This is a genomic window from Brevundimonas sp. SL161 (assembly GCF_049896985.1).
Lineage (GTDB): Bacteria > Pseudomonadota > Alphaproteobacteria > Caulobacterales > Caulobacteraceae > Brevundimonas.
This window is the reverse complement of record NZ_JAFCVJ010000018.1, coordinates 1-19,869: the sequence shown is the minus strand read 5'-3', so window position 1 is coordinate 19,869 and position 19,869 is coordinate 1. Positions and strand designations below refer to the sequence as shown.

General features: G+C 68.3%; 20 protein-coding genes and 2 tRNA genes. 17 read left to right on the top strand and 5 right to left on the bottom strand.

Annotation, left to right across the window (positions count from 1 at the left end):
• Positions 1–199: 199 nt before the first annotated feature.
• From ACP7AU_RS12695 to ACP7AU_RS12685, 3 genes are all read left to right on the top strand, one after another.
• A complete protein-coding gene (locus ACP7AU_RS12695) occupies positions 200–1,570 on the top strand; it encodes a class II 3-deoxy-7-phosphoheptulonate synthase (RefSeq protein WP_426039546.1) in 1,371 nt (456 codons plus the stop codon).
• The gene (locus ACP7AU_RS12690) at positions 1,567–2,154 is read left to right on the top strand and encodes a prephenate dehydratase domain-containing protein (protein WP_426039545.1); all 588 of its coding nucleotides are present in this window, start codon (positions 1,567–1,569) and stop codon (positions 2,152–2,154) included. The genes ACP7AU_RS12695 and ACP7AU_RS12690 overlap by 4 nt, the downstream gene beginning before the upstream one ends.
• A gap of 282 nt (positions 2,155–2,436) precedes the next feature.
• Positions 2,437–3,207, top strand: a complete 771-nt coding sequence (locus ACP7AU_RS12685; RefSeq protein ID WP_426039544.1) for a chorismate mutase — start codon at positions 2,437–2,439, stop codon at positions 3,205–3,207.
• A gap of 4 nt (positions 3,208–3,211) precedes the next feature.
• On the opposite strand, the gene ACP7AU_RS12680 is transcribed toward ACP7AU_RS12685, so the two are convergent.
• Together ACP7AU_RS12680 and panC are read right to left on the bottom strand one after the other, a co-directional pair.
• Positions 3,212–3,721, bottom strand: a complete 510-nt coding sequence (locus tag ACP7AU_RS12680; protein ID WP_426051617.1) for a cytochrome C — start codon at positions 3,719–3,721, stop codon at positions 3,212–3,214.
• Positions 3,722–3,786: 65 nt separating this feature from the next.
• A complete protein-coding gene (panC, locus tag ACP7AU_RS12675; RefSeq protein WP_426051616.1) occupies positions 3,787–4,650 on the bottom strand; it encodes a pantoate--beta-alanine ligase in 864 nt (287 codons plus the stop codon).
• Positions 4,651–4,726: 76 nt separating this feature from the next.
• Here panC and ACP7AU_RS12670 point away from each other — a divergent pair, with 76 nt between their 5' ends.
• The 11 genes from ACP7AU_RS12670 to ACP7AU_RS12620 all read left to right on the top strand — a co-directional run bounded on the left by ACP7AU_RS12670 (position 4,727) and on the right by ACP7AU_RS12620 (position 16,951).
• Positions 4,727–5,413 (top strand): SPOR domain-containing protein, encoded by a 687-nt coding sequence (locus ACP7AU_RS12670; RefSeq protein ID WP_426051615.1) that lies wholly within the window; start codon positions 4,727–4,729, stop codon positions 5,411–5,413.
• A gap of 193 nt (positions 5,414–5,606) precedes the next feature.
• Positions 5,607–6,440, top strand: coding sequence for a division plane positioning ATPase MipZ (locus tag ACP7AU_RS12665; RefSeq protein WP_426051614.1), 834 nt, complete (start codon positions 5,607–5,609; stop codon positions 6,438–6,440).
• 13 nt (positions 6,441–6,453) lie between these two features.
• Positions 6,454–6,873, top strand: coding sequence for a J domain-containing protein (locus tag ACP7AU_RS12660; protein WP_426039539.1), 420 nt, complete (start codon positions 6,454–6,456; stop codon positions 6,871–6,873).
• 201 nt (positions 6,874–7,074) lie between these two features.
• Positions 7,075–8,667 carry a carboxyl transferase domain-containing protein gene (locus ACP7AU_RS12655; RefSeq protein WP_426051613.1) on the top strand — a complete coding sequence of 531 codons (1,593 nt, stop codon included), beginning with the start codon at positions 7,075–7,077 and terminating at the stop codon, positions 8,665–8,667.
• Positions 8,668–8,681: 14 nt separating this feature from the next.
• Positions 8,682–9,581 carry an enoyl-CoA hydratase-related protein gene (locus ACP7AU_RS12650; protein WP_426051612.1) on the top strand — a complete coding sequence of 300 codons (900 nt, stop codon included), beginning with the start codon at positions 8,682–8,684 and terminating at the stop codon, positions 9,579–9,581.
• Between the two features lie 436 nt (positions 9,582–10,017).
• The gene (locus tag ACP7AU_RS12645; RefSeq protein WP_426051611.1) at positions 10,018–12,009 is read left to right on the top strand and encodes an acetyl/propionyl/methylcrotonyl-CoA carboxylase subunit alpha; all 1,992 of its coding nucleotides are present in this window, start codon (positions 10,018–10,020) and stop codon (positions 12,007–12,009) included.
• Positions 12,010–12,173: 164 nt separating this feature from the next.
• Positions 12,174–12,572 carry a DUF1489 domain-containing protein gene (locus tag ACP7AU_RS12640; protein WP_426051610.1) on the top strand — a complete coding sequence of 133 codons (399 nt, stop codon included), beginning with the start codon at positions 12,174–12,176 and terminating at the stop codon, positions 12,570–12,572.
• 101 nt (positions 12,573–12,673) lie between these two features.
• Entirely contained in the window at positions 12,674–14,026 is a 1,353-nt protein-coding gene (locus tag ACP7AU_RS12635) for an MATE family efflux transporter (RefSeq protein ID WP_426051609.1), read from the top strand.
• A 44-nt stretch (positions 14,027–14,070) separates the two neighbouring features.
• A complete protein-coding gene (locus ACP7AU_RS12630) occupies positions 14,071–14,478 on the top strand; it encodes an MAPEG family protein (protein ID WP_426051608.1) in 408 nt (135 codons plus the stop codon).
• A 59-nt stretch (positions 14,479–14,537) separates the two neighbouring features.
• Positions 14,538–16,241: a methionine--tRNA ligase gene (gene metG, locus ACP7AU_RS12625; protein WP_426051607.1), complete on the top strand. Its 1,704-nt coding sequence runs from the start codon at positions 14,538–14,540 to the stop codon at positions 16,239–16,241.
• On the top strand, positions 16,238–16,951 hold the full coding sequence (locus tag ACP7AU_RS12620; protein WP_426051606.1) for a 2OG-Fe(II) oxygenase: 714 nt from the start codon (positions 16,238–16,240) through the stop codon (positions 16,949–16,951). Before metG ends, ACP7AU_RS12620 begins: the two co-directional genes overlap by 4 nt.
• Here the strand turns inward: ACP7AU_RS12620 and ACP7AU_RS12615 are convergent, their stop codons facing one another.
• The 3 genes from ACP7AU_RS12615 to rlmB form a co-directional block, all read right to left on the bottom strand.
• Positions 16,952–17,398: a hypothetical protein gene (locus ACP7AU_RS12615; RefSeq protein ID WP_426039529.1), complete on the bottom strand. Its 447-nt coding sequence runs from the start codon at positions 17,396–17,398 to the stop codon at positions 16,952–16,954.
• 32 nt (positions 17,399–17,430) lie between these two features.
• On the bottom strand, positions 17,431–18,309 hold the full coding sequence (locus ACP7AU_RS12610; protein WP_426039528.1) for a TerC family protein: 879 nt from the start codon (positions 18,307–18,309) through the stop codon (positions 17,431–17,433).
• A gap of 76 nt (positions 18,310–18,385) precedes the next feature.
• Positions 18,386–19,306, bottom strand: a complete 921-nt coding sequence (gene rlmB / locus ACP7AU_RS12605) for a 23S rRNA (guanosine(2251)-2'-O)-methyltransferase RlmB (protein ID WP_426051605.1) — start codon at positions 19,304–19,306, stop codon at positions 18,386–18,388.
• 147 nt (positions 19,307–19,453) lie between these two features.
• Here rlmB and ACP7AU_RS12600 point away from each other — a divergent pair.
• The 3 genes from ACP7AU_RS12600 to ACP7AU_RS12590 form a co-directional block, all read left to right on the top strand.
• Positions 19,454–19,537: transfer RNA gene (locus ACP7AU_RS12600), tRNA-Tyr, on the top strand.
• 88 nt (positions 19,538–19,625) lie between these two features.
• Positions 19,626–19,699: transfer RNA gene (locus ACP7AU_RS12595), tRNA-Gly, on the top strand.
• A 51-nt stretch (positions 19,700–19,750) separates the two neighbouring features.
• A partial coding sequence (locus ACP7AU_RS12590) for a GTP-binding protein (RefSeq protein WP_426038994.1) occupies positions 19,751–19,869 on the top strand: 119 nt, incomplete at its 3' end.

The window sequence follows — 19,869 nt, the reverse complement described above, 5'->3', positions numbered from 1 at the left end:
CGATGGGGAGGTGGCTCGGAGCGAAGCGGAGTGGAGGAAGGGCCGAATGTGGCCCAACGACGGGAGGGGGTCTTGCCGCCCTCCAGAACCCCTCCGTCAGCTCGCATGGGCTCGGCGCCACCTCCCCATTCGCCAGGCGGCGAACAGGGAGGAGACCAGATTTGTTGTTTCGCAACCGCGAGAGGCCTATTCTTCTGCAATGACCAAGCGTTGGACCCCTGAATCCTGGAGAAACAAACCCATCGTGCACATGCCGATGGACTATCCGGACCCGCGCGCGCTCGCCGCCGTCGAGGACGAACTGCGCGCCCTGCCGCCACTCGTGTTCGCGGGCGAGGCGCGCAGCTTGACGGCCAAACTGGCCCAGGTCGAACGCGGCGACGCCTTCCTGCTCCAGGGCGGCGACTGCGCCGAGAGCTTCAAGGAGTTCTCGACCGACAACATCCGCGACACCTTCCGCCTGATCCTGCAGATGGCCGTCGTACTGACCTTCGCGGGTCGCAAGCCCGTGGTGAAGGTCGGCCGCATCGCCGGCCAGTTCGCCAAGCCGCGTTCCTCGGCGGTGGAGGAGATCGACGGCGTCGAGCTGCCATCGTACCGCGGCGACAACATCAACGGCTCGGCCTTTACGGCCGAGGAGCGGATCCCCGATCCCCAGCGTCTGCTGAAGGCCTACAACCAGTCGGCCTCGACCCTGAACCTGCTGCGCGCCTTCGCCGGCGGCGGCTATGCTGACCTTTACAACATCCATCGCTGGACCCAGGGCTTCGCCGACGGCGGCGTCGGCGCGCAGTACCGCGAACTGGCCGAGAAGATCGCCGAGGCCCTGGCCTTCATGGAGGCGGTCGGCGTCACGCCCGAATCCCATCCGGACCTCTCGCGCGTCGAGGTCTTCACCTCGCACGAGGCGCTGCTCCTGAACGTCGAGAGCGCCCTGACGCGCCTCGACGGCGGTTCGGGCGAATGGTTCGACACCTCGGCCCACATGCTCTGGATCGGCGAGCGCACGCGTCAGCTGGACGGCGCCCACGTCGAGTTCATGCGCGGTATCAGGAACCCGATCGGCGTGAAATGCGGCCCGACGATGGAGCCGGACGACCTCTTGCCCCTGATCGACGCCCTGAACCCGGACAACACGCCCGGCCGCCTGACCATCATCGGCCGTTTCGGCCACGACAAGGTTCACGACCGCCTGCCGCGCCTGATGAAGGCCGCCAAGGCGCACGGCAAGAAGGTCATCTGGTCGATCGACCCGATGCACGGCAACACGCTGAAGGCCTCGAATGGCTACAAGACCCGCCCGTTCGATCGCATCCTGGGCGAGGTGAAGGGCTTCATCGAGGTGGCCGAGCACGAGGGCGTCCACCCCGGCGGCGTCCACCTGGAAATGACCGGCCAGAACGTCACCGAATGCCTCGGCGGCGCCCAGGCCGTGTCCGAGGACGACCTGTCCAGCCGCTACCACACCCACTGCGATCCGCGCCTCAACGCCGATCAGGCGCTGGAGCTGGCCTTCCTGGTGGCGGAGCGGCTGAAGTCGGGCCGCCTCAACAGGTCGAAGGCGGCATGACCACCGGGGCTGTCGGCAGGCCGGAGAGCGAGGATCGGGCAGGCCGCACGGCCTTCCAGGGCGCGCCCGGGGCCTTCAGCCACGAGGCCTGCATGGTCCTGCGTCCCTGGGACGAGCATGTGCCGTATGAGACCTTCGACGCAGCCATCGCCGCCGTGCAGTCGGGCGATTGCGACTGCGCCCTGATCCCGGTCGAGAACTCGACCATCGGTGTCGTGGAGCCAGCGGCGACCCTTGTGGCCGAGTCGGGCCTGCCGATTGTCGGCGATGCCTGGCGTCCCATCCGCATGGCCCTGATGGCGGTCGACGGCGCCGAGTTCGAACAGATCCGGACCGTGGCCAGCCATCCCATCGCCCTGCGCCAATGCGCCCGGACCGTGGCCGACATGGGCTTCGAGATCATCGAGGCCTTCGACACCGCCGGGGCCGCCCGGGAGGTCGCCGCGCTGGGCGACCGCACCCGCGCCGCCATCGCGCCGGTCGCTGCGGCCGAGGTTTACGGACTGACGGTTCTGCGCAACGATCTTCAGGATTCCGACGACAATCGCACGCGATTTGTTCTTCTGGCCCGCGAGCCGGGTTGACGTCGCACGATCGTTGCGTGTCTTAAGGCCCCATGGATCGCACACGATCCCCACAACCGGTTCGACTCATGTCCCCGCTGCGCGCTTCGCTTTCGATCCTTTCGCTCCGTTCGCGCGCGGCTGCCTGCTATCTCGGCTCCTGCTTTTACGGCTTTCGATACGCCGGCTGAGGCCTCGAGCATTCCTCGCTCCTGACAGCCTCGCCGGCGACCGCCCTCAACCAGGGCGGCGGCGCACCCCTTCGCCCTTCATCGAAATGCATCCCGTGAAAGCCCAAATCCCATGCCGAAATCGAACCTCCAGCAAGTCTGGCCCGACATGAATCCCGACGACATGTCGCCCGAGCAGATGGCCCTGGCCGCCCTGCGTCACGAGATCGACCTCGTCGACGACGAACTCCTGGTCCTGTTCCAGCGCCGCCTCGCCATCGCCGCTAAGGTCGGCCAGGCCAAAGACGCGCCCCACGGCCCACACACCAAGCTCCGCCCCGACCGCGAACAGACCGTTTTGAGCCGCGTCATGGCCAGGGCCGAGCCCGAGAACGCCGTCGCCGTCGAGGGCCTGTGGCGCGAGATCGTCGGCTGGGGTCTGGCGCGCCAGGGCCAGCTTCAGGTCCAGGTCTGGGCTCCGACCGACCCGACCCGCGCCTTCGATGGCGCCCGCCATCGCTTCGGCACGGCCGCCTCGATCCGCATGGTCCGCGACCCGCAGGCCGCGCTCGCCTTCGCTGCCGAGGGCAAGGGTGTCGCCGTTCTGGCCGTGAACACCGAAGATTCCTGGTGGGTCGGTCTGCGCCGCGACTGGTCGAGCCTGAGCGTCTTCGACGGCTTCGGCTCGGCCGGCGGTCAGCCGACCTCTCTGGCTGTGGGCAAGATCGACCCGGCCGCCCTGCCCAGGGGCCGCCGGGTCGTGGTCAGCGCGGGCGGAGACGCCGGCGACGGCGGCGGCGCGCGTCGCTGGGGCCTGAATACCCACCACGGCTGGACCCTGGCCCTGACCGAGGCCGACCTGACCCCCGGCGACGCCGAGGGCTGTGTCGGCGCGATCGGCTAGAGGGTCAGGCGGCGGGCGCGACTGGCGCGCGCGGCGTCACGCCGGGCGGCAGGGGGGCCGGCGAAGGCTGGCCCGGGTCGCCCGGCAAGGACTTGATGTAGCGATAGACGGCGCGCTTGTCGGCCTCCGACATCGCGCGGACGCTCGGCCAGGGCATGGGCGGCAGGCTGGAGCCTGTGGCCAGCAGTTCGACCCACTGGTCTTCAGTCATTCGGCCGACGGTCATGCGCAGATTCTTGCCATAGGTCGTGCCCCACGGCCCGGTGTGTCCCTCGGACGAGCCCTTCAGCCATTCGCTCTCCGGCGGCCGGGCCCCGCCGGTCATGGCGTACTGCGGCGTGTGGCAGTCGTTGCAGCCGCCGACCAGAACGACATAGCGGCCTGCCTCGATGTCGGACGCGGCGATGACGTGTGGCCCCCCGGCGCTGGTCGATAGCTTCACACCAGCCTGGTCGCAGCCGGACAGCAGGGCGGCGACGCCGAGACCCGCGACAATGAGCATCTTTGTGGTCATTTGATATTCCCTCGTTCGGTGAGGAGGGAACATGCACCACCGCCTGGGGTCAAGCTGGCGAGGGGTCAGACTGCCATGTTGTCGATCAGCCGCGTCGTTCCCAGCCAGGCGGCGGCCAGGATTCGTGCCGGTCCATCGACGACTCCGTTCGCAAACGCCGCCAGATCGTCGGCGCGGCGCACGGCGACATAGTCCACCCGCTCGAACCCGGCCTTCAGCAGCTCGGCGTAGGCCTCCCGCTCCACCGCTGCGAGCGGACGCCTGTCCCCCGCCTTCATCGCCGCCTCGGCCAGGACGCCGTTCAGCCTGCGCGCCACCGTCAGCTCGGTCTCGGCCAGATAGGCGTTGCGCGACGACAGGGCCAAACCGTGCCCGTCCCGCTCGGTCGCCGAACCCGCGATCTCGGTCGGGATGTCCAGATCACGGGCCATGCGGCGAACCACCAGCAGCTGCTGATAGTCCTTCTCCCCGAACACGGCGACGTCGGCCTGGACCTGGTTGAGCAGCTTGGCCACGACCACGGCCACCCCGCCGAAGAAATGCGGCCGGAAGTCGGTCTCCAGCCCTTGCGACGGTCCGCCGACGCTGATGCCTGTGACGAAGCCCTCGGGATACATTTCCCCGACCGTCGGCGCGAACAGCAGGTCGCACCCGGCCCCGGCCAGCAATCCCGCATCCTCTGTCTCGCGACGCGGGTAGGCGCCGAGGTCCTCATGCGCCGCGAACTGGGTCGGATTGACGAAGACGCTGGCGATCACCTTGTCCGCCCGCCGTCCAGCCTCGCGCACCAGGGTCAGATGGCCTTCGTGCAAGGCGCCCATGGTCGGCACGAAGGCTACGGCGAACCCCTGACGACGCCAGTCGCGCACGGTCGTGCGCAACGCTTCGACGGTTCGCGCGATGGGAAGGGGAGGAGCGTTCTCAGTCATGCTTACCGGGTTAACCCTTCGACTTAAGCCTGTTCGTGCACGGGACGGCAAAAGGTGCCCGGCTAAGGGTCGGCTTATGACGCCCAGCAGAATGCTTCGTCCAGTGCTCCTCGGTCTCGCCGGCCTCGCGACCTCGTCGTGCAGCCTGGTCGAGGGCGACCCGCACCGGTTCGAGTCCATGGCCCAGGCCGTGGCCGATATCCCTCTTGACGGGGGGCAGCGCCACAGTGTGCATCGACCCGTGCGCTCGGCGGCCGAGGGCGGCCTGCGTCCCGCGCTGGCCATGACCGAGGCGGTCGTGAACCCCGGCGCGCTGCGGGTCGAGGTCATGGATCCGCATGATCTGTGGGACGCGCGCGACGCCGGCCTGCGCGGCGCGGTCGAACGCGCCGCACCCGCCCTGATCGAGGCCGCGGCTCCCATGGTGGCTGAGGCGGTCGTCCAGCAGGTCTCGGACCGAATGCAGGCGCACCATGTCGAACGCGCTGTGGTCCGCGCCACTACGGCGGCACCAACTGCGCCTGCGTCGCCTCGCACGACGCTTCAACTCGGCGCCTTCTCCAGCCCGGGCGCCGCCCGCGCCGCCTGGACGCGTATTGCCTCAGCCGGCCATGCGGTTGCCGAACTGTCTCCTGTGTTCGAAGCGGTTGAGGTCGATGGGCGCCGCCTGACCCGCCTCAAGGTCGTCGCCCCCGCCGACGCCGCCCGCGCCGTCTGCCGCGCCGCCGATGCGGCACAGCTGGGTTGCCTGCGCCGGGGCTAGCCTCCCAATCCATCATCCGTGCACCCCGGCCTTCGCCGGGGTGCACGGGTATAGGGGAGCGGTGAGCCCCGACGATCCCATCCACAGCCGTCTTTTAACCTTTCGTTGACGAAGGCGACGGCGAGCCCGATTCTGGCGAACCATGGCGACCGGCGAGTGAGTCGGTCGTCGCCAGCTTTCGGATCATCGGTTCATGACGCAGCCTCAGGTCATCGTCGTCGGCAACGAAAAGGGCGGGGCGGGCAAGTCCACCCTCGCCATCCATATCGTGTGCGGACTGCTGCACGCGGGCCGGCGGGTGGCCATCCTGGACCTGGACCTGCGCCAGCGATCCATGAGTCACTTCTTTGCCCACCGCGCCGCCTGGACCGCCGCCAACGGCGTGATCCTGCCCATGCCGATCGAGCCGGATCTCGGCGACGGCAAGGCTCTGGCCAGGGCCGGCGAGGCCGACCAGATCGCCTGCTTCGAGGCCGCCTTCGCCGAGGCGCAAGGCGCCGAAATCATCCTGATCGACACCCCCGGCGGCGACACCGCCCTGTCACGCGCGGCCCACGCCCGCGCCGACCAGATCGTCACCCCGATGAACGACAGCTTCGTCGACTTCGACATGCTGGGCACGGTCGATCCGGTGACGCTCGACCTTCTCAAGCCCTCCACCTATTCCGAGAGCGTCTGGGAGGCCCGCAAGCACCGCGCGATCTCGGAAGGCCGCCACGCCGCCATCGACTGGGTCATCATCACCAACCGCCTCGCCGTCGCCGAGGCCCGCAACCGCCGTCGCCTGGACGACAAGATGCAGAAACTGGCCAAGCGGGTCGGCTTCCGCGTCGGCCCGGGCCTGCGAGACCGGGTCATCTACCGCGAGCTCTTCCCTTTCGGCCTGACCGTCGCAGACCTGTCAAACGAGGTCCGCCCCGTGGCCGTGTCCCTGGCCCACGTCGCCGCGCGTCAGGAGATGCGCAATCTGATGCAGTCGCTCGGCCTGGATGAGGTCGCTCTGCCGGCCCTGGACGCGGCGGCCTGACCCAGGTCCCGCCATGGGTCTGATCTGGCTGGTGCTGGTCGGCATCGGAGTCTGGGCCCTGGTCCGGCTGGGCCGTCAGACCGAAGGTCCCCGGCGCGGCCAATGGCGAGTCGCCGCCACGCTCGTATCGGCCGCCATGCTGGCCGGAGGAGCGCTGGCCCTGTCGAAGGGCGCGTGGATCAGCGGCGGCGCGCTGGTCGGGGCGGCGCTTTGGTTGACCGTTGCGTCTCGCATCCGGCAGGTCGCCGCGAAGCGCGAAACCCTGGGGGACGTCGACGCCCGCTCGATCCTCGGCGTCGGGGCCGACGCCACCCCCGAAGCGATCAACGCCGCCTGGCGCCGTCTCATGGGGCGCGCCCACCCGGATCAGGGCGGCACCGAGGGATTGGCGGCACGGCTGAATGCGGCGCGCGACCGGCTGCTCCGAAAGTAACCCTCTCCCTCCCCCTCGGGGGAGGGTGGTCGGCGCGAAGCGGAGACCGGGTGGGGAGGGCGCGGCGAAACACGGGCAATCGGCGTCCGGCTCGCCGGCCGCCCCCACCCGGCCGCTTCGCGGCCACCCTCCCCGGACGGGGAGGGAGAGACCGTTGCGCACCCTTTGCCTTCCGTCGCGACCGCTCGTAAACCTCGCGCCATGCCGAAGCTGACCTCCGCCATCGACCCGCAATCGCCGACCTTCAAGGCGCTCCACGCCCACAACACGGCCCTGAACGTCGAGCTGCGCGAGCGGGTGGCCAAGGCCGGTCGCGGCGGATCGGACGCCAGCCGCGACCGCCACGTCTCGCGCGGCAAGCTTCTGCCTCGCGACCGCGTCGAACGCCTGCTCGATCCAGGCTCGCCCTTCCTTGAGGTCGGCCAGCTCGCCGCTAACGGCATGTACGGCGACGCGGCGCCGGGCGCCGGCATGATCTGCGGCGTCGGCCGGGTCTCGGGCCGCGAGGTCATGATCGTCGCCAACGACCCGACGGTGAAGGGCGGCGCCTATTTCCCGATGACGGTGAAGAAGCACCTGCGGGCCCAGGAGATCGCCGAACAGAACAATCTCCCCTGCGTCTATCTGGTCGATTCCGGCGGGGCCAACCTGCCGCATCAGGCCGAGGTCTTCCCTGACCGCGACCACTTCGGCCGCATCTTCTTCAACCAGGCGCAGATGTCGGCCAAGGGCATCCCCCAGATCGCCTGCGTCATGGGCTCCTGCACCGCCGGCGGCGCCTATGTCCCGGCCATGTCCGACGAGACGGTCATCGTCAGGAACCAGGGCACCATTTTCCTGGCCGGCCCGCCGCTGGTGAAGGCCGCCACCGGCGAGGTCATCTCGGCCGAGGACCTGGGCGGTGCCGAGACCCATTCGCGGAAGTCCGGCGTCGTCGACTATGTTGCCGACAACGACGAACACGCGCTGGAGATCGTGCGCGACATCGTCGGCCACCTGAACAGCGTCAAACGCGTCGACATGGACGTGCGCGAGCCGTGTGATCCCGTTCTCGACCCCGCCGAACTCTACGGCCTCATCCCCGACGACGTCCGCGCTCCCTATGACGTGCGCGAGGTCATCGGCCGCCTCGTCGACGGCTCGGAGTTCGAGGAGTTCAAATCGCTGTACGGCACCACCCTGGTCTGCGGCTTCGCCCGCATCTGGGGCTATCCGGTCGCCATCCTGGCCAACAACGGCGTGCTGTTCTCCGAGAGCGCGCTGAAGGGCGCCCACTTCATCGAACTGGCCTGCAAGCGGAAGATCCCGCTCGTCTTCCTGCAGAATATCTCCGGCTTCATGGTCGGCGGAAAATACGAGGCCGGCGGCATCGCCAAGGACGGGGCCAAGCTGGTCACCGCCGTCGCCTCGGCCGGCGTGCCCAAGTTCACCATCCTGATCGGCGGCTCCTTCGGCGCCGGCAACTACGGCATGTGCGGCCGCGCCTTCGGCCCGCGCTTCCTGTTCACCTGGCCCAACAGCCGGATCAGCGTCATGGGCGGGGAACAGGCGGCCAGCGTCCTCGCCACCGTCCACCGCGACGCCGACAGCTGGACTCCCGAACAGGCCGAAGCCTTCAAGGCGCCCGTTCGTCAGAAATACGAGGACGAGGGCAATCCCTACCATGCCACCGCCCGCCTCTGGGACGACGGAGTCATCGACCCGACCCAGACCCGCGACGTTCTCGGTCTGGCCATCTCGGCCAGTTTGAACGCACCGATAGCCGACACGACCTTTGGCGTGTTCAGGATGTGATTGAGGAGTTTCCCATGACCGACAAACCCACCGAAGCCGACCTGAACGCCCTGGACATCACCGATGCCGAGGCCGCCGAGATCAATGCGATCTCCCACCCGCTGTTGAGCGACCCGGCGCCCGACGCGAACGACGACCTGATCCAGGTGGACGGCACCGCCGACGGCGTGGTGTTCGTCACCATCAACCGGCCGCACAAGAAGAACGCCTTCGACGCCGCCACCGTCGCGGCCCTGTACGAGACGTTCGAGACGCTGCACGGGGCCGACAACGTGCGCGTCGTCTTCATCCGCGGCGCGGGCGGCACCTTCAGCGCCGGCGGAGATCTGAACTGGATGGCCGACGCCGCCGGCTGGTCCGAGAGCGACAACCGCGGCGACGCCATGATGCTGGCGAAAATGCTCAAGGCCCTGCATGACATCCCGGCCCTGACGGTCGCCCTCGTCGAGGGCGCGGCCATGGGCGGCGGGGCCGGCATCGTCTGCGCCTGCGACATGGCCGTGGCGGTCGAGGGCAGCCGTTTCGCCTTCTCCGAGGTCAAGCTGGGGCTCATCCCCGCGACCATCGCTCCCTATGTGATCGAGGCCGTCGGCGCCCGCCGCGCGAAGCAGCTGTTCCTGACCGCCAATATCTTCGACGCCGACTATGCCGCCCACGCCGGGATCGTCGACATGGTCCTGCCCGAGGGCTCGATGGACGAGTTCATCTCCATGCTGACCGACAGCCTGACCCAGAACGCCCCCGGCGCCATGGGCGAGGCCAAGCGACTGGTTCGCGACGTCGCCGGACGCCACATCGATCACGGCCTGATGGAGGAGACCGCCAAACGCATCGCCCGCGCCCGCGTCTCCGACGAAGGCCAGGAAGGCGTCCGCGCCTTCCTCGACAAGCGCGCCCCGCGCTGGGCGGAATAGGGGACTTGCCCTCTCCCCTTGCGGGAGAGGGAGGCGGCGCACGAGAGCGCAGCGATCGTCCTTGCGCCGGCGGGTGAGGGGTGACACCGGCTCCAGCCGAATGAGCAGTGGTCCATCCATGACTTCAGCCGCCGGAGTGACCCCTCATCCGTCAGCCTTCGGCTGCCACCTTCTCCCACAAGGGGAGAAGGAGATCCCACGCCATACCCATCAACGCACGCCCGGAATTTCTCTGTAATTCCAACGCCCGGCCGTGATTTATAGCCTTATTCCAGGCGCCCCTGAAAACCGTGAGACACTGTCTCCCGGTCTTTGACATCGTCGCCGCCACACGTCCGTCGATGTAGACTCTGTCGACTCTGTCGACTCTTTTTTGGAGTCGCGCTCCCCCGGCGAGGGAGGAGACAATCGCCCTCCGCCCCTCTAAACCGGGCCCATGTTTAAGTCAGTCCTGGTCGCCAATCGTGGCGAGATCGCCTGTCGCGTCTTCCGCACCGCAAAGCGGATGGGGATCCGCACGATCGCCGTCTATTCAGAGGCCGACGCCGGGGCCCTTCATGTCCGCGAGGCCGATGAGGCCGTCCTGATCGGCCCGGCGGCGGCGCGCGAATCCTACCTCGTCGCCGACAAGGTCTTGGCGGCGGCCAGGGCCACGGGCGCCGAGGCCATCCACCCCGGCTACGGCTTCCTGTCGGAGAACGCCGAGTTCGCCGAGGCGGTGATGGCGGCGGGCATCGTCTGGATCGGCGCCCCGCCGGCCTCGATCCGCGCCATGGGCCTCAAGGACGCCGCCAAAAAGCTGATGGTCGAGGCCGGGGTCCCGGTCACGCCCGGCTATATGGGCGAGGACCAGTCGCCCGACCGGCTGAAATCCGAGGCCGACGCCATCGGCTATCCGGTCCTGATCAAGGCGGTCGCGGGCGGCGGCGGCAAGGGGATGCGGCGCGTCGACGCCGGCGAAGCCTTCCTCGACGGCCTGGCCTCGTGCCGACGCGAGGCGGCCTCCAGCTTCGGCGACGACCGGGTGCTGATCGAGAAATACATCCTCTCACCCCGCCACATCGAGGTTCAGGTCTTCGGCGACAGCCACGGCGAGGTCGTCCACCTGTACGAGCGCGACTGCTCCCTGCAGCGCCGCCACCAGAAGGTCATCGAGGAGGCCCCGGCCCCGGGCATGGACGCCGCGACCCGCGAGGCCGTCACCTCAGCGGCGGTGAAGGCAGCGAAAGCCGTGAACTATATCGGCGCGGGCACCATCGAGTTCATCGCCGACGCCTCCGACGGGCTCAAGGCCGACCGTATCTGGTTCATGGAGATGAACACCCGGCTGCAGGTCGAACACCCGGTCACCGAGGCCATCACCGGCGTCGACCTGGTCGAATGGCAGTTCCGCGCCGCGGCGGGCGAGCCCGTGCCGCTGAAACAGGCCGATATCCCGATGAACGGCTGGGCCATGGAGGCCCGCCTCTACGCCGAGGATCCGGCCAACGGCTTCCTGCCCTCGATCGGGCGGCTGGATCATTTCGTGCTGCCTGACGACATCCGTGTCGACACCGGCGTCGAACAGGGCGGCGAGGTCAGCCAGTTCTACGACCCGATGATCGCCAAGCTGATCGTGCATGAAGACACGCGGGCGGCGGCGGCGGAGCGTCTGGCGCAGGCCTGCGGCGAGGTCGAGGTCTGGCCGGTCAGGACCAACGCCGGCTTCCTGACCCGCCTGCTGCGCCATCCCCGTTTCGTGACGGCCGATGTCGATACGGGCCTGATCGCGGCGGAGGCGGACACATTGGCGGCCGCGCACGACCCGGACATCGAAGCCGCCGCCATCGCCCTGGCGGCCGAAGACGAGTGGCATTCCCGCACCGGGTTCAAAGGCGCAGACAGGGCGTCGCCGTTCGAGGGCCTGCCCGGCGCGACGTTCGGCTTCCGCCTGAATGGCCCGTCGAGCGCCAGCTATGCCGCCCGCATCGGCAGCAAGCCCGTCGTCCGGCCCGTCCTGACCGACACGACGGACGGGTTCAAATGGCTGATTGGCGCGGATCAGATTCCGGCCGAGGTCGTCAACCAGCAGGTTCTGGTCGGTGATCGGGTCTTCAACTGGGCCTATGGAGAGGATGACGGCGACATCCTGTTCGCCGATGGTGAGGCGATCAGTGTCGCCTGGCGCGGCGGCGTGGCGGAAAGGGCCGGCGGTGGCTCAGCCTCGGACGGCTCCCTCCGCGCCCCCATGCCCGGCAAGATCGTCGCCACGCCCGCCAGGGCCGGCGACATCGTGACCAGGGGCCAGCCGATCATCGTGCTTGAGGCCATGAAGATGGAGCACGCCCTTGTCGCGCCGTTCGACGGCGTGGTCGGCGAGATCGGCTTCGCCGTCGGGGATCAGGTGACCGCTGACGCCGTGCTGGCGAAGGTCGAGGCTAGCACATAAGTCTCTCCCTCCCCCTCGGGGGAGGGTGGTCGCAGCGCGGCGGAGACCGGGTGGGGGCGGCAAGGCGAAACGCCGCCCTCCTGCATCCGCATCACCCGCCGTTCCCACCCCGTCGCTTCGCGACGACCCTCCCCGGTCGGGGAGGGAGATGCTAGTGACCGCCCATGCCTCTCCACATGATCAAGCTGTGCGTCGGCGTCGTCCACATAGAAACACTGGAACGCCGCGCGGCCAAGGGCGAATGGCTGACCGTCAACACCCGGATGACGCCCAAGCGCGCGCCCGAGCTCGAGGACGGCGGCTCCCTCTACTGGGTGATGAAGGGCTCGGTGACCTGCCGGATGCCCATTCTGGATGTCTCGACCAGTGGGGAGGGCAAGGCCTCCATGTGCCTGATCAAGCTGTCGCCCGAGGTCATCCGCACCGCGCCCCAGGCCCGTCGCCCCTTCCAGGGCTGGCGCTACCTCGAGCCGAAAGACGCCCCGCCGGACCTGTCTTCGCTCGACGCCGGCGACATGCCCGAGGATCTGGCGAAACAGCTCCGCGAGATGGGGGCCTGGTGAACATGGTTCGTGATTGGCAGCTGGTGAACAGGCCTCCGGTGACGTAATCCCGCCAACCCGCGACGACCGCTTCAACCCTCCATCACCAGTCACCCGCCACCATGCTCTCCCCCTCCACCCGCACCGCGACGCGCGAGCTCTTGACCCTGGCCTGGCCGGTGGTGCTGGCGCGCATCGGCATCATGACCATGGGGCTGACCGACGCGATCGTGGTCGGCAACTACGCCTCGCGGGAGCTGGCCTTCCATTCGCTGGCCTGGGCACCGCATTCGATCATCGTGGTCACTGCCGTCGGCCTGCTGTTCGGGGTCCAGGTCATGACGGCCCGGATGCTGGGCGAGGGACGCCGCGCCGAGGTCGGCGCCGTCCTCCGGCGCGGGCTCGTCTATGCGCTGCAGCTCGGCGTCGCCGCCTGCATCGCCCTCGTGTTTCTCGGCCCCTGGCTCCTCCGCCAGCTCAACCTCGAGGCCGGTCTGGCCGAGGGCGCGGGCCCGGCCCTGATCGTGCTCGCCCTGTCGATGCCGGCCTATCTTGTGTCGGTCGCGGCCCAGTTCTTCCTCGAGGCGCTCGGCAAACCCAAGCCCGGCATGGTCGCCATGTGGGTCGCCAACGGCGTCAATCTGGCCCTCAACCTGCTGCTGGTGCCCGATCTGCTCGGCCTCGGCATCAATGGCGCCGAGGCGTCCTGCTGGGCGACCTTCGCGGCGCGGGCGGCGCTGGCGATCTTCCTGGTGATCTACATTGTCCGCCTGCCGGAGGCGCGGGCGCTGGGGATCTTCACCCGGCCGAGGCCCGATCCGGTCGCCGCCGCCGAACAGCGCCGCATCGGCTATGGCGGCGGCTCGTCCTATTTCATTGAGGTCGCGGCCTTCGCCGCCATGACCTTCATCGCCGGTCAGCTGGGTGCCAACGAGACCGCCGCCTGGGCCGTGGTGCTGAACGTGTCCGCGATCGTTTTCATGGTTCCCATGGGCCTGTCGTCGGCGACGGCTGTGCTTGTCGGTCGCGCCTATGGGGCAGGGGACAGCGAAGGCGCGTTGCGGGCAGGCCTGGTCGGGATCGGCGTGGTCACCGGCCTGACCCTGATCGTCGCCCTGCTGGTCTGGCCCAGCGCGCATCTGATGGTCGGGGCCTACAATCGTGATCCCCTGCTGCTGGCCATCGCTGCGCCCGCCCTGGTTCTTGCGACCCTGTTCTTCGTGGCCGACGGAATCCAGGTCGTCGCCGCCCAGGCCAACCGCGCAGCGGGCGATGTCTGGTGGCCGACGATCATCCACTTCGCCGCCTATGGCGGGGTCATGATGCCTTTGGGCTGGGTCCTGGCGCACCAGATCGGGGTCAATGGCCTGGTCTGGGCCGTGATCATCGCCAGCCTGGTGTCTTCCGCCCTGTTGACGGGGCGGTTCATGCGGGTGGCCAGAAGGCTGCCGGATTCGGCTCAAGCGTTGCCTTAGGGTCGACCCGGAGAGAGTAGCGATTCAAAACTCGGAGTCGCCCGATGTCCCTGATCGCCCCCCTTCTGGTCCAGATCGCCCTGACCCTCGGCCTTGTCGGCCTCGTCGGCGTGTCCCGAATCGGTGCCCTGCGTCGGCGCGAGGTCCCGCTCGCGGCGGTCGCGGCCTCTAACGACGCCTGGCCCGCGCCGGTTCGCCTGATCTCCAACAACTACGCCAACCAGTTCGAGACGCCGGTGCTGTTCTACGTTCTGGTGCTGCTGGCCCTGCATCTGGGGGCGACGGGGCCGGGCCTGGCCGTCACAGCGTGGATCTTCGTCGCCTCGCGCCTGGCCCATAGCCTGATCCATCTGAACGGCAACAATGTGAGGCTGCGATTCAACGCCTTTGCCGTCGGGACCCTGGCCCTGCTGGCCATGGCGGTGCAGCTCGGATTCACGGCGTTCAGCTAGGACTTTGCCGCCGGGCCCGCCCCTCTCTATATGGTCGCCTTCCCCAACATCGGACGATCATGGCCCGCATCCTCATCACCTCGGCGCTGCCCTACATCAACGGCATCAAGCATCTGGGGAATCTGGCGGGCTCGATGCTGCCGGCCGACGTCTTCGCCCGCTTCAAGCGCGCCCAGGGGCACGAGACCCTCTACATCTGCGCCACCGACGAACACGGTACGCCTGCCGAACTGGCCGCCGGCGCCGCGGGTCAGGACGTCCAGACCTATTGCGACGAACAGCACGAGATCCAGAAGGCCGCCGGCGCCGCCTTCGGCCTCAGCTACGACTGGTTCGGTCGCTCCTCGCGCGAGCCCAACCGCCGCCTGACCCAGCATTTTGCCAAGGTGCTGGAGGAGAACGGCCTGATCGAGGAACGGGTCGACCGGATGATCTATTCGATCGACGACGCCCGCTTCCTGCCCGACCGCTATGTCGAGGGGACCTGCCCCCACTGCGGCCACGTGGGCGCGCGCGGCGACCAGTGCGACAACTGCGGCCGCCTGCTGGACCCGACCGACCTGATCGCCCCCTATTCTTCGGTTTCGGGCTCGACCAATCTGGAGGTTCGCGACACCCGCCACCTCTATCTGCTGCAGACGAAGATCGAGGGCCAGATCCGCGCCTGGATCGAGTCGAAGACCGACTGGCAGACCCTGGCCCGTTCGATCGCGCTCAAACACCTCGACGAAGGTCTGATCGACCGGGGCATCACCCGCGACCTGAAGTGGGGCGTGCCGGTGGTCGGCCCCGACGGCGGTTCGCGTCCGGGCATGGAGGGCAAGGTCTTCTACGTCTGGTTCGACGCCCCGATCGAATATATCGGCGCGACCGAGGAATGGGCCGAGGCCAACGGCACGACCTGGCGCGACTGGTGGCGGCTGGACGAGGGCGCGGACGACGTCCGCTACGTCCAGTTCATGGGCAAGGACAACGTCGCCTTCCACACCGTCAGCTTCCCCGCGACCATTCTCGGCTCCGGCGAGCCGTGGAAGACCGTCGATACGCTGAAGGCCTTCAACTGGCTGAACTGGTACGGCGGCAAGTTCTCCACGTCGCAGAAGCGCGGCGTCTTTATGGACCAGGCGCTGGAGATCCTGCCCGCCGACTACTGGCGCTGGCATCTGACGGCCTATGGGCCGGAAGGGTCGGATGCGGCCTTCACCTGGGAACAGTTCCAGTCGACGACGAACAAGGACCTGGCCGACGTCCTGGGCAATTTCGTCAACCGCATCGTCAAGTTCGCCGAGTCGAAATTCGACGGCGTCGTCCCCGAGGGCGGCGAACCCGGCCCCTTGGAAGCCAAGCTCGACGCCGACATCCGCGCCGGCATCGCCGAGGCGACCGAGGCCTTCGAGGCCCTGGAGTTCCGCAAGGCCTGCCAGGCCCTGCGCGCCGTCTGGGTCCTGGGCAACGAATACCTGCAGGAAGCCGCGCCCTGGACCGCGTTCAAGACCGATGTCGATCGCGCCGCCGTGGGTGTTCGCACGGGCCTGAACCTCGTCGCCCTGTTCGCCCGCATCGCCGCGCCCGTCATGCCCTTCTCGGCCGGGAAGATCGTCGCCGCCGTGGGCGAGACGGATCTCAGCTGGCCCGCCCCCAACGCCGCGCTTCTGGACCAACTCCCGCGCGGTCAGACTGTCGCTGCGGCCGAGGTCCTGTTCAGGAAGATCGAGGACGTCCAGGTCGCCGAATGGAGCGAGCGGTTCGGAGGGGCTCAGTGAAGCCCACGCTGGCGGATCACTCCCCGGCGACCCTCTCGGCGGTGCGCGAGCGCCTCGCCGCCACCGGCCGCGCCCAACTTCACGACCTGCTGGCGGCTTCCTGTGCCGAACACCTGCGGGCCGAAGCGGAGCAGCCCGACTTCAACGTCGTCACCCGCCGCTCGACCGGTCATGTCGATCTCCCCGGCGCCTGGCTGTATTCGCTGGAGCCGCACCAGCGTCAGACCCTGGGCCAGGCTGTCCAGGCCGCCGCGACTGACGCGTTTCAGTACCTGTTCGACAAACATCCGATCTACGATCTCGCCGAAGCCGGAGCAGCCGCTCCCGTCTGGGCCGATCTGGTCGCCTTCCTCAACGGCAAGGCCTTCCTAGGCCTGATGCGGGAGGCGACGGGCGAGCCCGGCATCGCCTCGGCCGACGCCCAGTTGACCCGCTTCCGCAAGGGGCACTTCCTGACCGAGCATGACGACACGGCCGAGGGGAAGAACCGCCTCTATGCCTATGTCCTGGGCCTGACGCCCGGCTGGCGGATCGACTGGGGCGGCCTGCTGGCCTTCCACGATGCCGAGGGCAATGTCGGCGAGGCCTTCACCCCGCGCTTCAACACCCTGAACCTGCTCAAGGTCCCGGCCCCCCATTCGGTGACCCAGGTCGCCCTGTCGGCCGGGGCCGACCGCGTGTCGATCACCGGCTGGCTGCGCGGGGCCTGACTATTCGAACAGACTCAGCGGCGCGCCGTAGGCGTCGGGCCAGCCGATATAGGCCACGTCGGTCGGGCCGATGACGAAGACGGTCACCGTCCAGCGTCCTTTCACGCGGTGCATCAGCCCATAGGTCGCCGGGCCGTCGAACACGCCCTCGGCAATCGCTTCGGCGAAGCCGGCCTGGGCGAAGTCGATGGGGCGGCCGTCGGGGCGCTGCACCGAGCCGGCGTAGAAGGCCCAGTCGCCCTGGATCTTCAGCGTATCGACCATGAACTGAACCGGCTGGCCCAGCTCGTCCTCGACCGACGGACGCAGCGTATTCAGCAGCGTCCGCCGCAGGGGGTCGCCGACCGGCACGGATCGCGGTCCCGCCTGGACGACGACCGCGGGCGGTGCGACCGGCGCGGCCGTCATCGGCCCCGCGATCAGCGCGGAAATCAGAATGACGCTCACTTCAGCCTCCGCCTTGCGGCCGGGTCGGCGGACTATTCCGCCTTTGCCGGCTCCGGTGAGGCTACTGCGGTCCCGGTCGGGGCGGAAGCGGCCTCCGCCGCTGCATCAGGCGAGGTCAGGGGCTCGCCTGTGCCGGGCAGGGCGCTGTCCTCGGTCCGCACGCCCTGCTGGAACTTCTCGACCTCATAGGGGGAGATATCGAGGAAGGCCGGGGCGGCGGCGTTGAATTGCTCCAGATTGCCGGTCCGCACCACGACCGAGCGCGCGCCGTCCCAGATCATGTGCAGGGCGACGTACAGGACGATGACCAGGCCGATGTAGCCGATCCAGCGGTACTTGTTCAGCAGCTTGGCGATGAAGGTCGCGGCCAGCCCCATCAGGGCGATGGACAGGATCAGGCCGAACACCATGATCCACGGATGCTCGTGAGCCGCGCCGGCCACGGCGAGCACATTGTCGAGCGACATGGTCACGTCGGCGATCATGATCTGCAGCAGGGCGGCGCCGAAGGTCTTGCGCTTCAGGCCCAGGGCCTCGGGGGCCGGTCCGCCGCCGTGGTGGGCGGACAGGGCGGTTTCGAGCTCGGCCTCGGCCTCGGCCTGGTCGTGAGTCTTATGCTCCTGCAGTTCGCGCCACATCTTCCAGCAGACCCAAAGCAGCAGGATGCCGCCCGCCAGCAGCAGGCCGACAATGGCCAGAAGCTGCACCGTGATCAGGGCGAAACCGATCCGCAGCACGACGGCGGCCGCCAGACCGATCAGGATCGCCTTCTTGCGCTGTTCGGGCGCAAGGGCGGCGGCGGCCAGGCCCACGGCCACGGCGTTGTCACCTGCGAGCACCAGGTCGATGGCCATGACCTGACCGAGCGCGGTCAACTGGCTGGCGAGTTCGGGAGAGCTGAGGAATTCCATTGGCGGTCTCTAGCGTCGCGAACGTCGTGCGCCAAGTCTCCTCCCCGTCGCCGAACGACCACGGGGAGGAAAGCCACTAGCCGCGCTGTTTCTTGGTCGCTTCATAGAGGGCCACGGCCGCCGCATTGGATACGTTGAGGCTCTCGAAGCCGCCCGGCATGGGGATCCTGGCCAGGACGTCGCAGTGTTCGGCGACGAGACGGCGGATGCCGTCGCCTTCGGAGCCCATGACCAGAACGGTCGGCCGGTCATCCAGCGCATTCTCGAGCAGTTCCTCGGACGATCCATCCAGTCCGACCGCCCGCCAGCCCAGATCGGCCAGCCGCTCCAGCGCCCGGGACAGATTCGTCACCCGCGCGCACGGCAGGCGCTCCGTCGCCCCGGCCGCCGCCTTGGCGAGCGCTCCGGCCAGCACCGGCGAATGCCGGTCCTGAACGATGATTCCCCGCGCGCCGAACGCCAGGGCCGAGCGGAAGATGGCCCCGACGTTCTGGGGGTCGGTCAGTTGATCCAGCATGACGATGATTCCCTCGGCCGGATCGGCGAAGTCCTCGATCGCCACGCCTTCCAGCGGCTGGACCTTGAAGGCCAGGCCCTGGTGCACCGCGCCTGCGGGCAGCATCCGCTCCAGCGCCAGCGATTCGATCACGTCGACCTTGTGGCCGTTGGGGATGCCGTCGCGTTCCAGCTCGGCGGCGCGATCGGCGGTCGCCAGCAGACGCCCCATGCCCTTGCGCGCCGGGTTCGCCAGCGCCGCCAGTACAGGATGACGGCCCCACACGAAGCCGTCGGCGTCGACCTTGCCCCGCCCGGCGCGCGGCGCGGCGGTGGAGAAGGCCTTGGTTGGCGGGTTGGGGTTCCAGCCACCGCGGTCGGGACCGCCCTTGGGCGCCCCTTTGGACTCTGGCGAAGCGTCGCCGGACCGGCCTTTGAAGGCCGGTTTGCCGGTCGGCTTTTGGCCCGATTTCCGGTCGTTGCGTTCTGGATTTCTCGACACTATAAGACGCCCTCCGATTTGGAGCCCTAGGGCTTTCGGGTCTGGCGCTCCCTCTATCTCAGGCGTGTCCCGACCCCGAAGCCTTTTGTTCCGACGCCGGTCGAAAGATTGGTCAGGGACGGTTCGGACGGATCGACATAGCGCGCTGGGGGAATGTCCCGAGTGGCAAAGGGGGGGGACTGTAAATCCCCTGCGTAAGCTTCGCAGGTTCGAGTCCTGCTTCCCCCACCACGCGCTTTCGATACGGACGGCAGGGTTTTCGAGGACGATCAGCTGCGGAAGTTTCTTTGTGAAAACAAAGGACTGCCGTGGTTTCTGTGCGGGTATAGTATAATGGTAATACAGCAGCCTTCCAAGCTGAATATGTCGGTTCGATTCCGTCTACCCGCTCCATATTTTTGATAAGCACCAGCGCCCCCGAGCCGGGCCATCAGGAGTTTGGCCATGGCCAAGGAAAAGTTCGAACGTAACAAGCCGCATTGCAACATCGGCACGATCGGTCACGTGGACCACGGCAAGACGACGCTGACGGCTGCGATCACGATGGTTCTGGCCAAGGCCAG

Excerpts from the sequence above, each read along its gene's own strand:
- ACP7AU_RS12695 (WP_426039546.1), top strand. The coding sequence starts at position 200 with ATGACCAAGCGTTGGACCCCTGAATCCTGGAGAAACAAACCCATCGTG.
- ACP7AU_RS12690 (WP_426039545.1), top strand. The coding sequence starts at position 1,567 with ATGACCACCGGGGCTGTCGGCAGGCCGGAGAGCGAGGATCGGGCAGGC.
- ACP7AU_RS12685 (WP_426039544.1), top strand. The coding sequence starts at position 2,437 with ATGCCGAAATCGAACCTCCAGCAAGTCTGGCCCGACATGAATCCCGAC.
- ACP7AU_RS12680 (WP_426051617.1), bottom strand. The coding sequence starts at position 3,721 with ATGACCACAAAGATGCTCATTGTCGCGGGTCTCGGCGTCGCCGCCCTG.
- panC (WP_426051616.1), bottom strand. The coding sequence starts at position 4,650 with ATGACTGAGAACGCTCCTCCCCTTCCCATCGCGCGAACCGTCGAAGCG.
- ACP7AU_RS12670 (WP_426051615.1), top strand. The coding sequence starts at position 4,727 with ATGACGCCCAGCAGAATGCTTCGTCCAGTGCTCCTCGGTCTCGCCGGC.
- ACP7AU_RS12665 (WP_426051614.1), top strand. The coding sequence starts at position 5,607 with ATGACGCAGCCTCAGGTCATCGTCGTCGGCAACGAAAAGGGCGGGGCG.
- ACP7AU_RS12660 (WP_426039539.1), top strand. The coding sequence starts at position 6,454 with ATGGGTCTGATCTGGCTGGTGCTGGTCGGCATCGGAGTCTGGGCCCTG.
- ACP7AU_RS12655 (WP_426051613.1), top strand. The coding sequence starts at position 7,075 with ATGCCGAAGCTGACCTCCGCCATCGACCCGCAATCGCCGACCTTCAAG.
- ACP7AU_RS12650 (WP_426051612.1), top strand. The coding sequence starts at position 8,682 with ATGACCGACAAACCCACCGAAGCCGACCTGAACGCCCTGGACATCACC.
- ACP7AU_RS12645 (WP_426051611.1), top strand. The coding sequence starts at position 10,018 with ATGTTTAAGTCAGTCCTGGTCGCCAATCGTGGCGAGATCGCCTGTCGC.
- ACP7AU_RS12640 (WP_426051610.1), top strand. The coding sequence starts at position 12,174 with ATGCCTCTCCACATGATCAAGCTGTGCGTCGGCGTCGTCCACATAGAA.
- ACP7AU_RS12635 (WP_426051609.1), top strand. The coding sequence starts at position 12,674 with ATGCTCTCCCCCTCCACCCGCACCGCGACGCGCGAGCTCTTGACCCTG.
- ACP7AU_RS12630 (WP_426051608.1), top strand. The coding sequence starts at position 14,071 with ATGTCCCTGATCGCCCCCCTTCTGGTCCAGATCGCCCTGACCCTCGGC.
- metG (WP_426051607.1), top strand. The coding sequence starts at position 14,538 with ATGGCCCGCATCCTCATCACCTCGGCGCTGCCCTACATCAACGGCATC.
- ACP7AU_RS12610 (WP_426039528.1), bottom strand. The coding sequence starts at position 18,309 with ATGGAATTCCTCAGCTCTCCCGAACTCGCCAGCCAGTTGACCGCGCTC.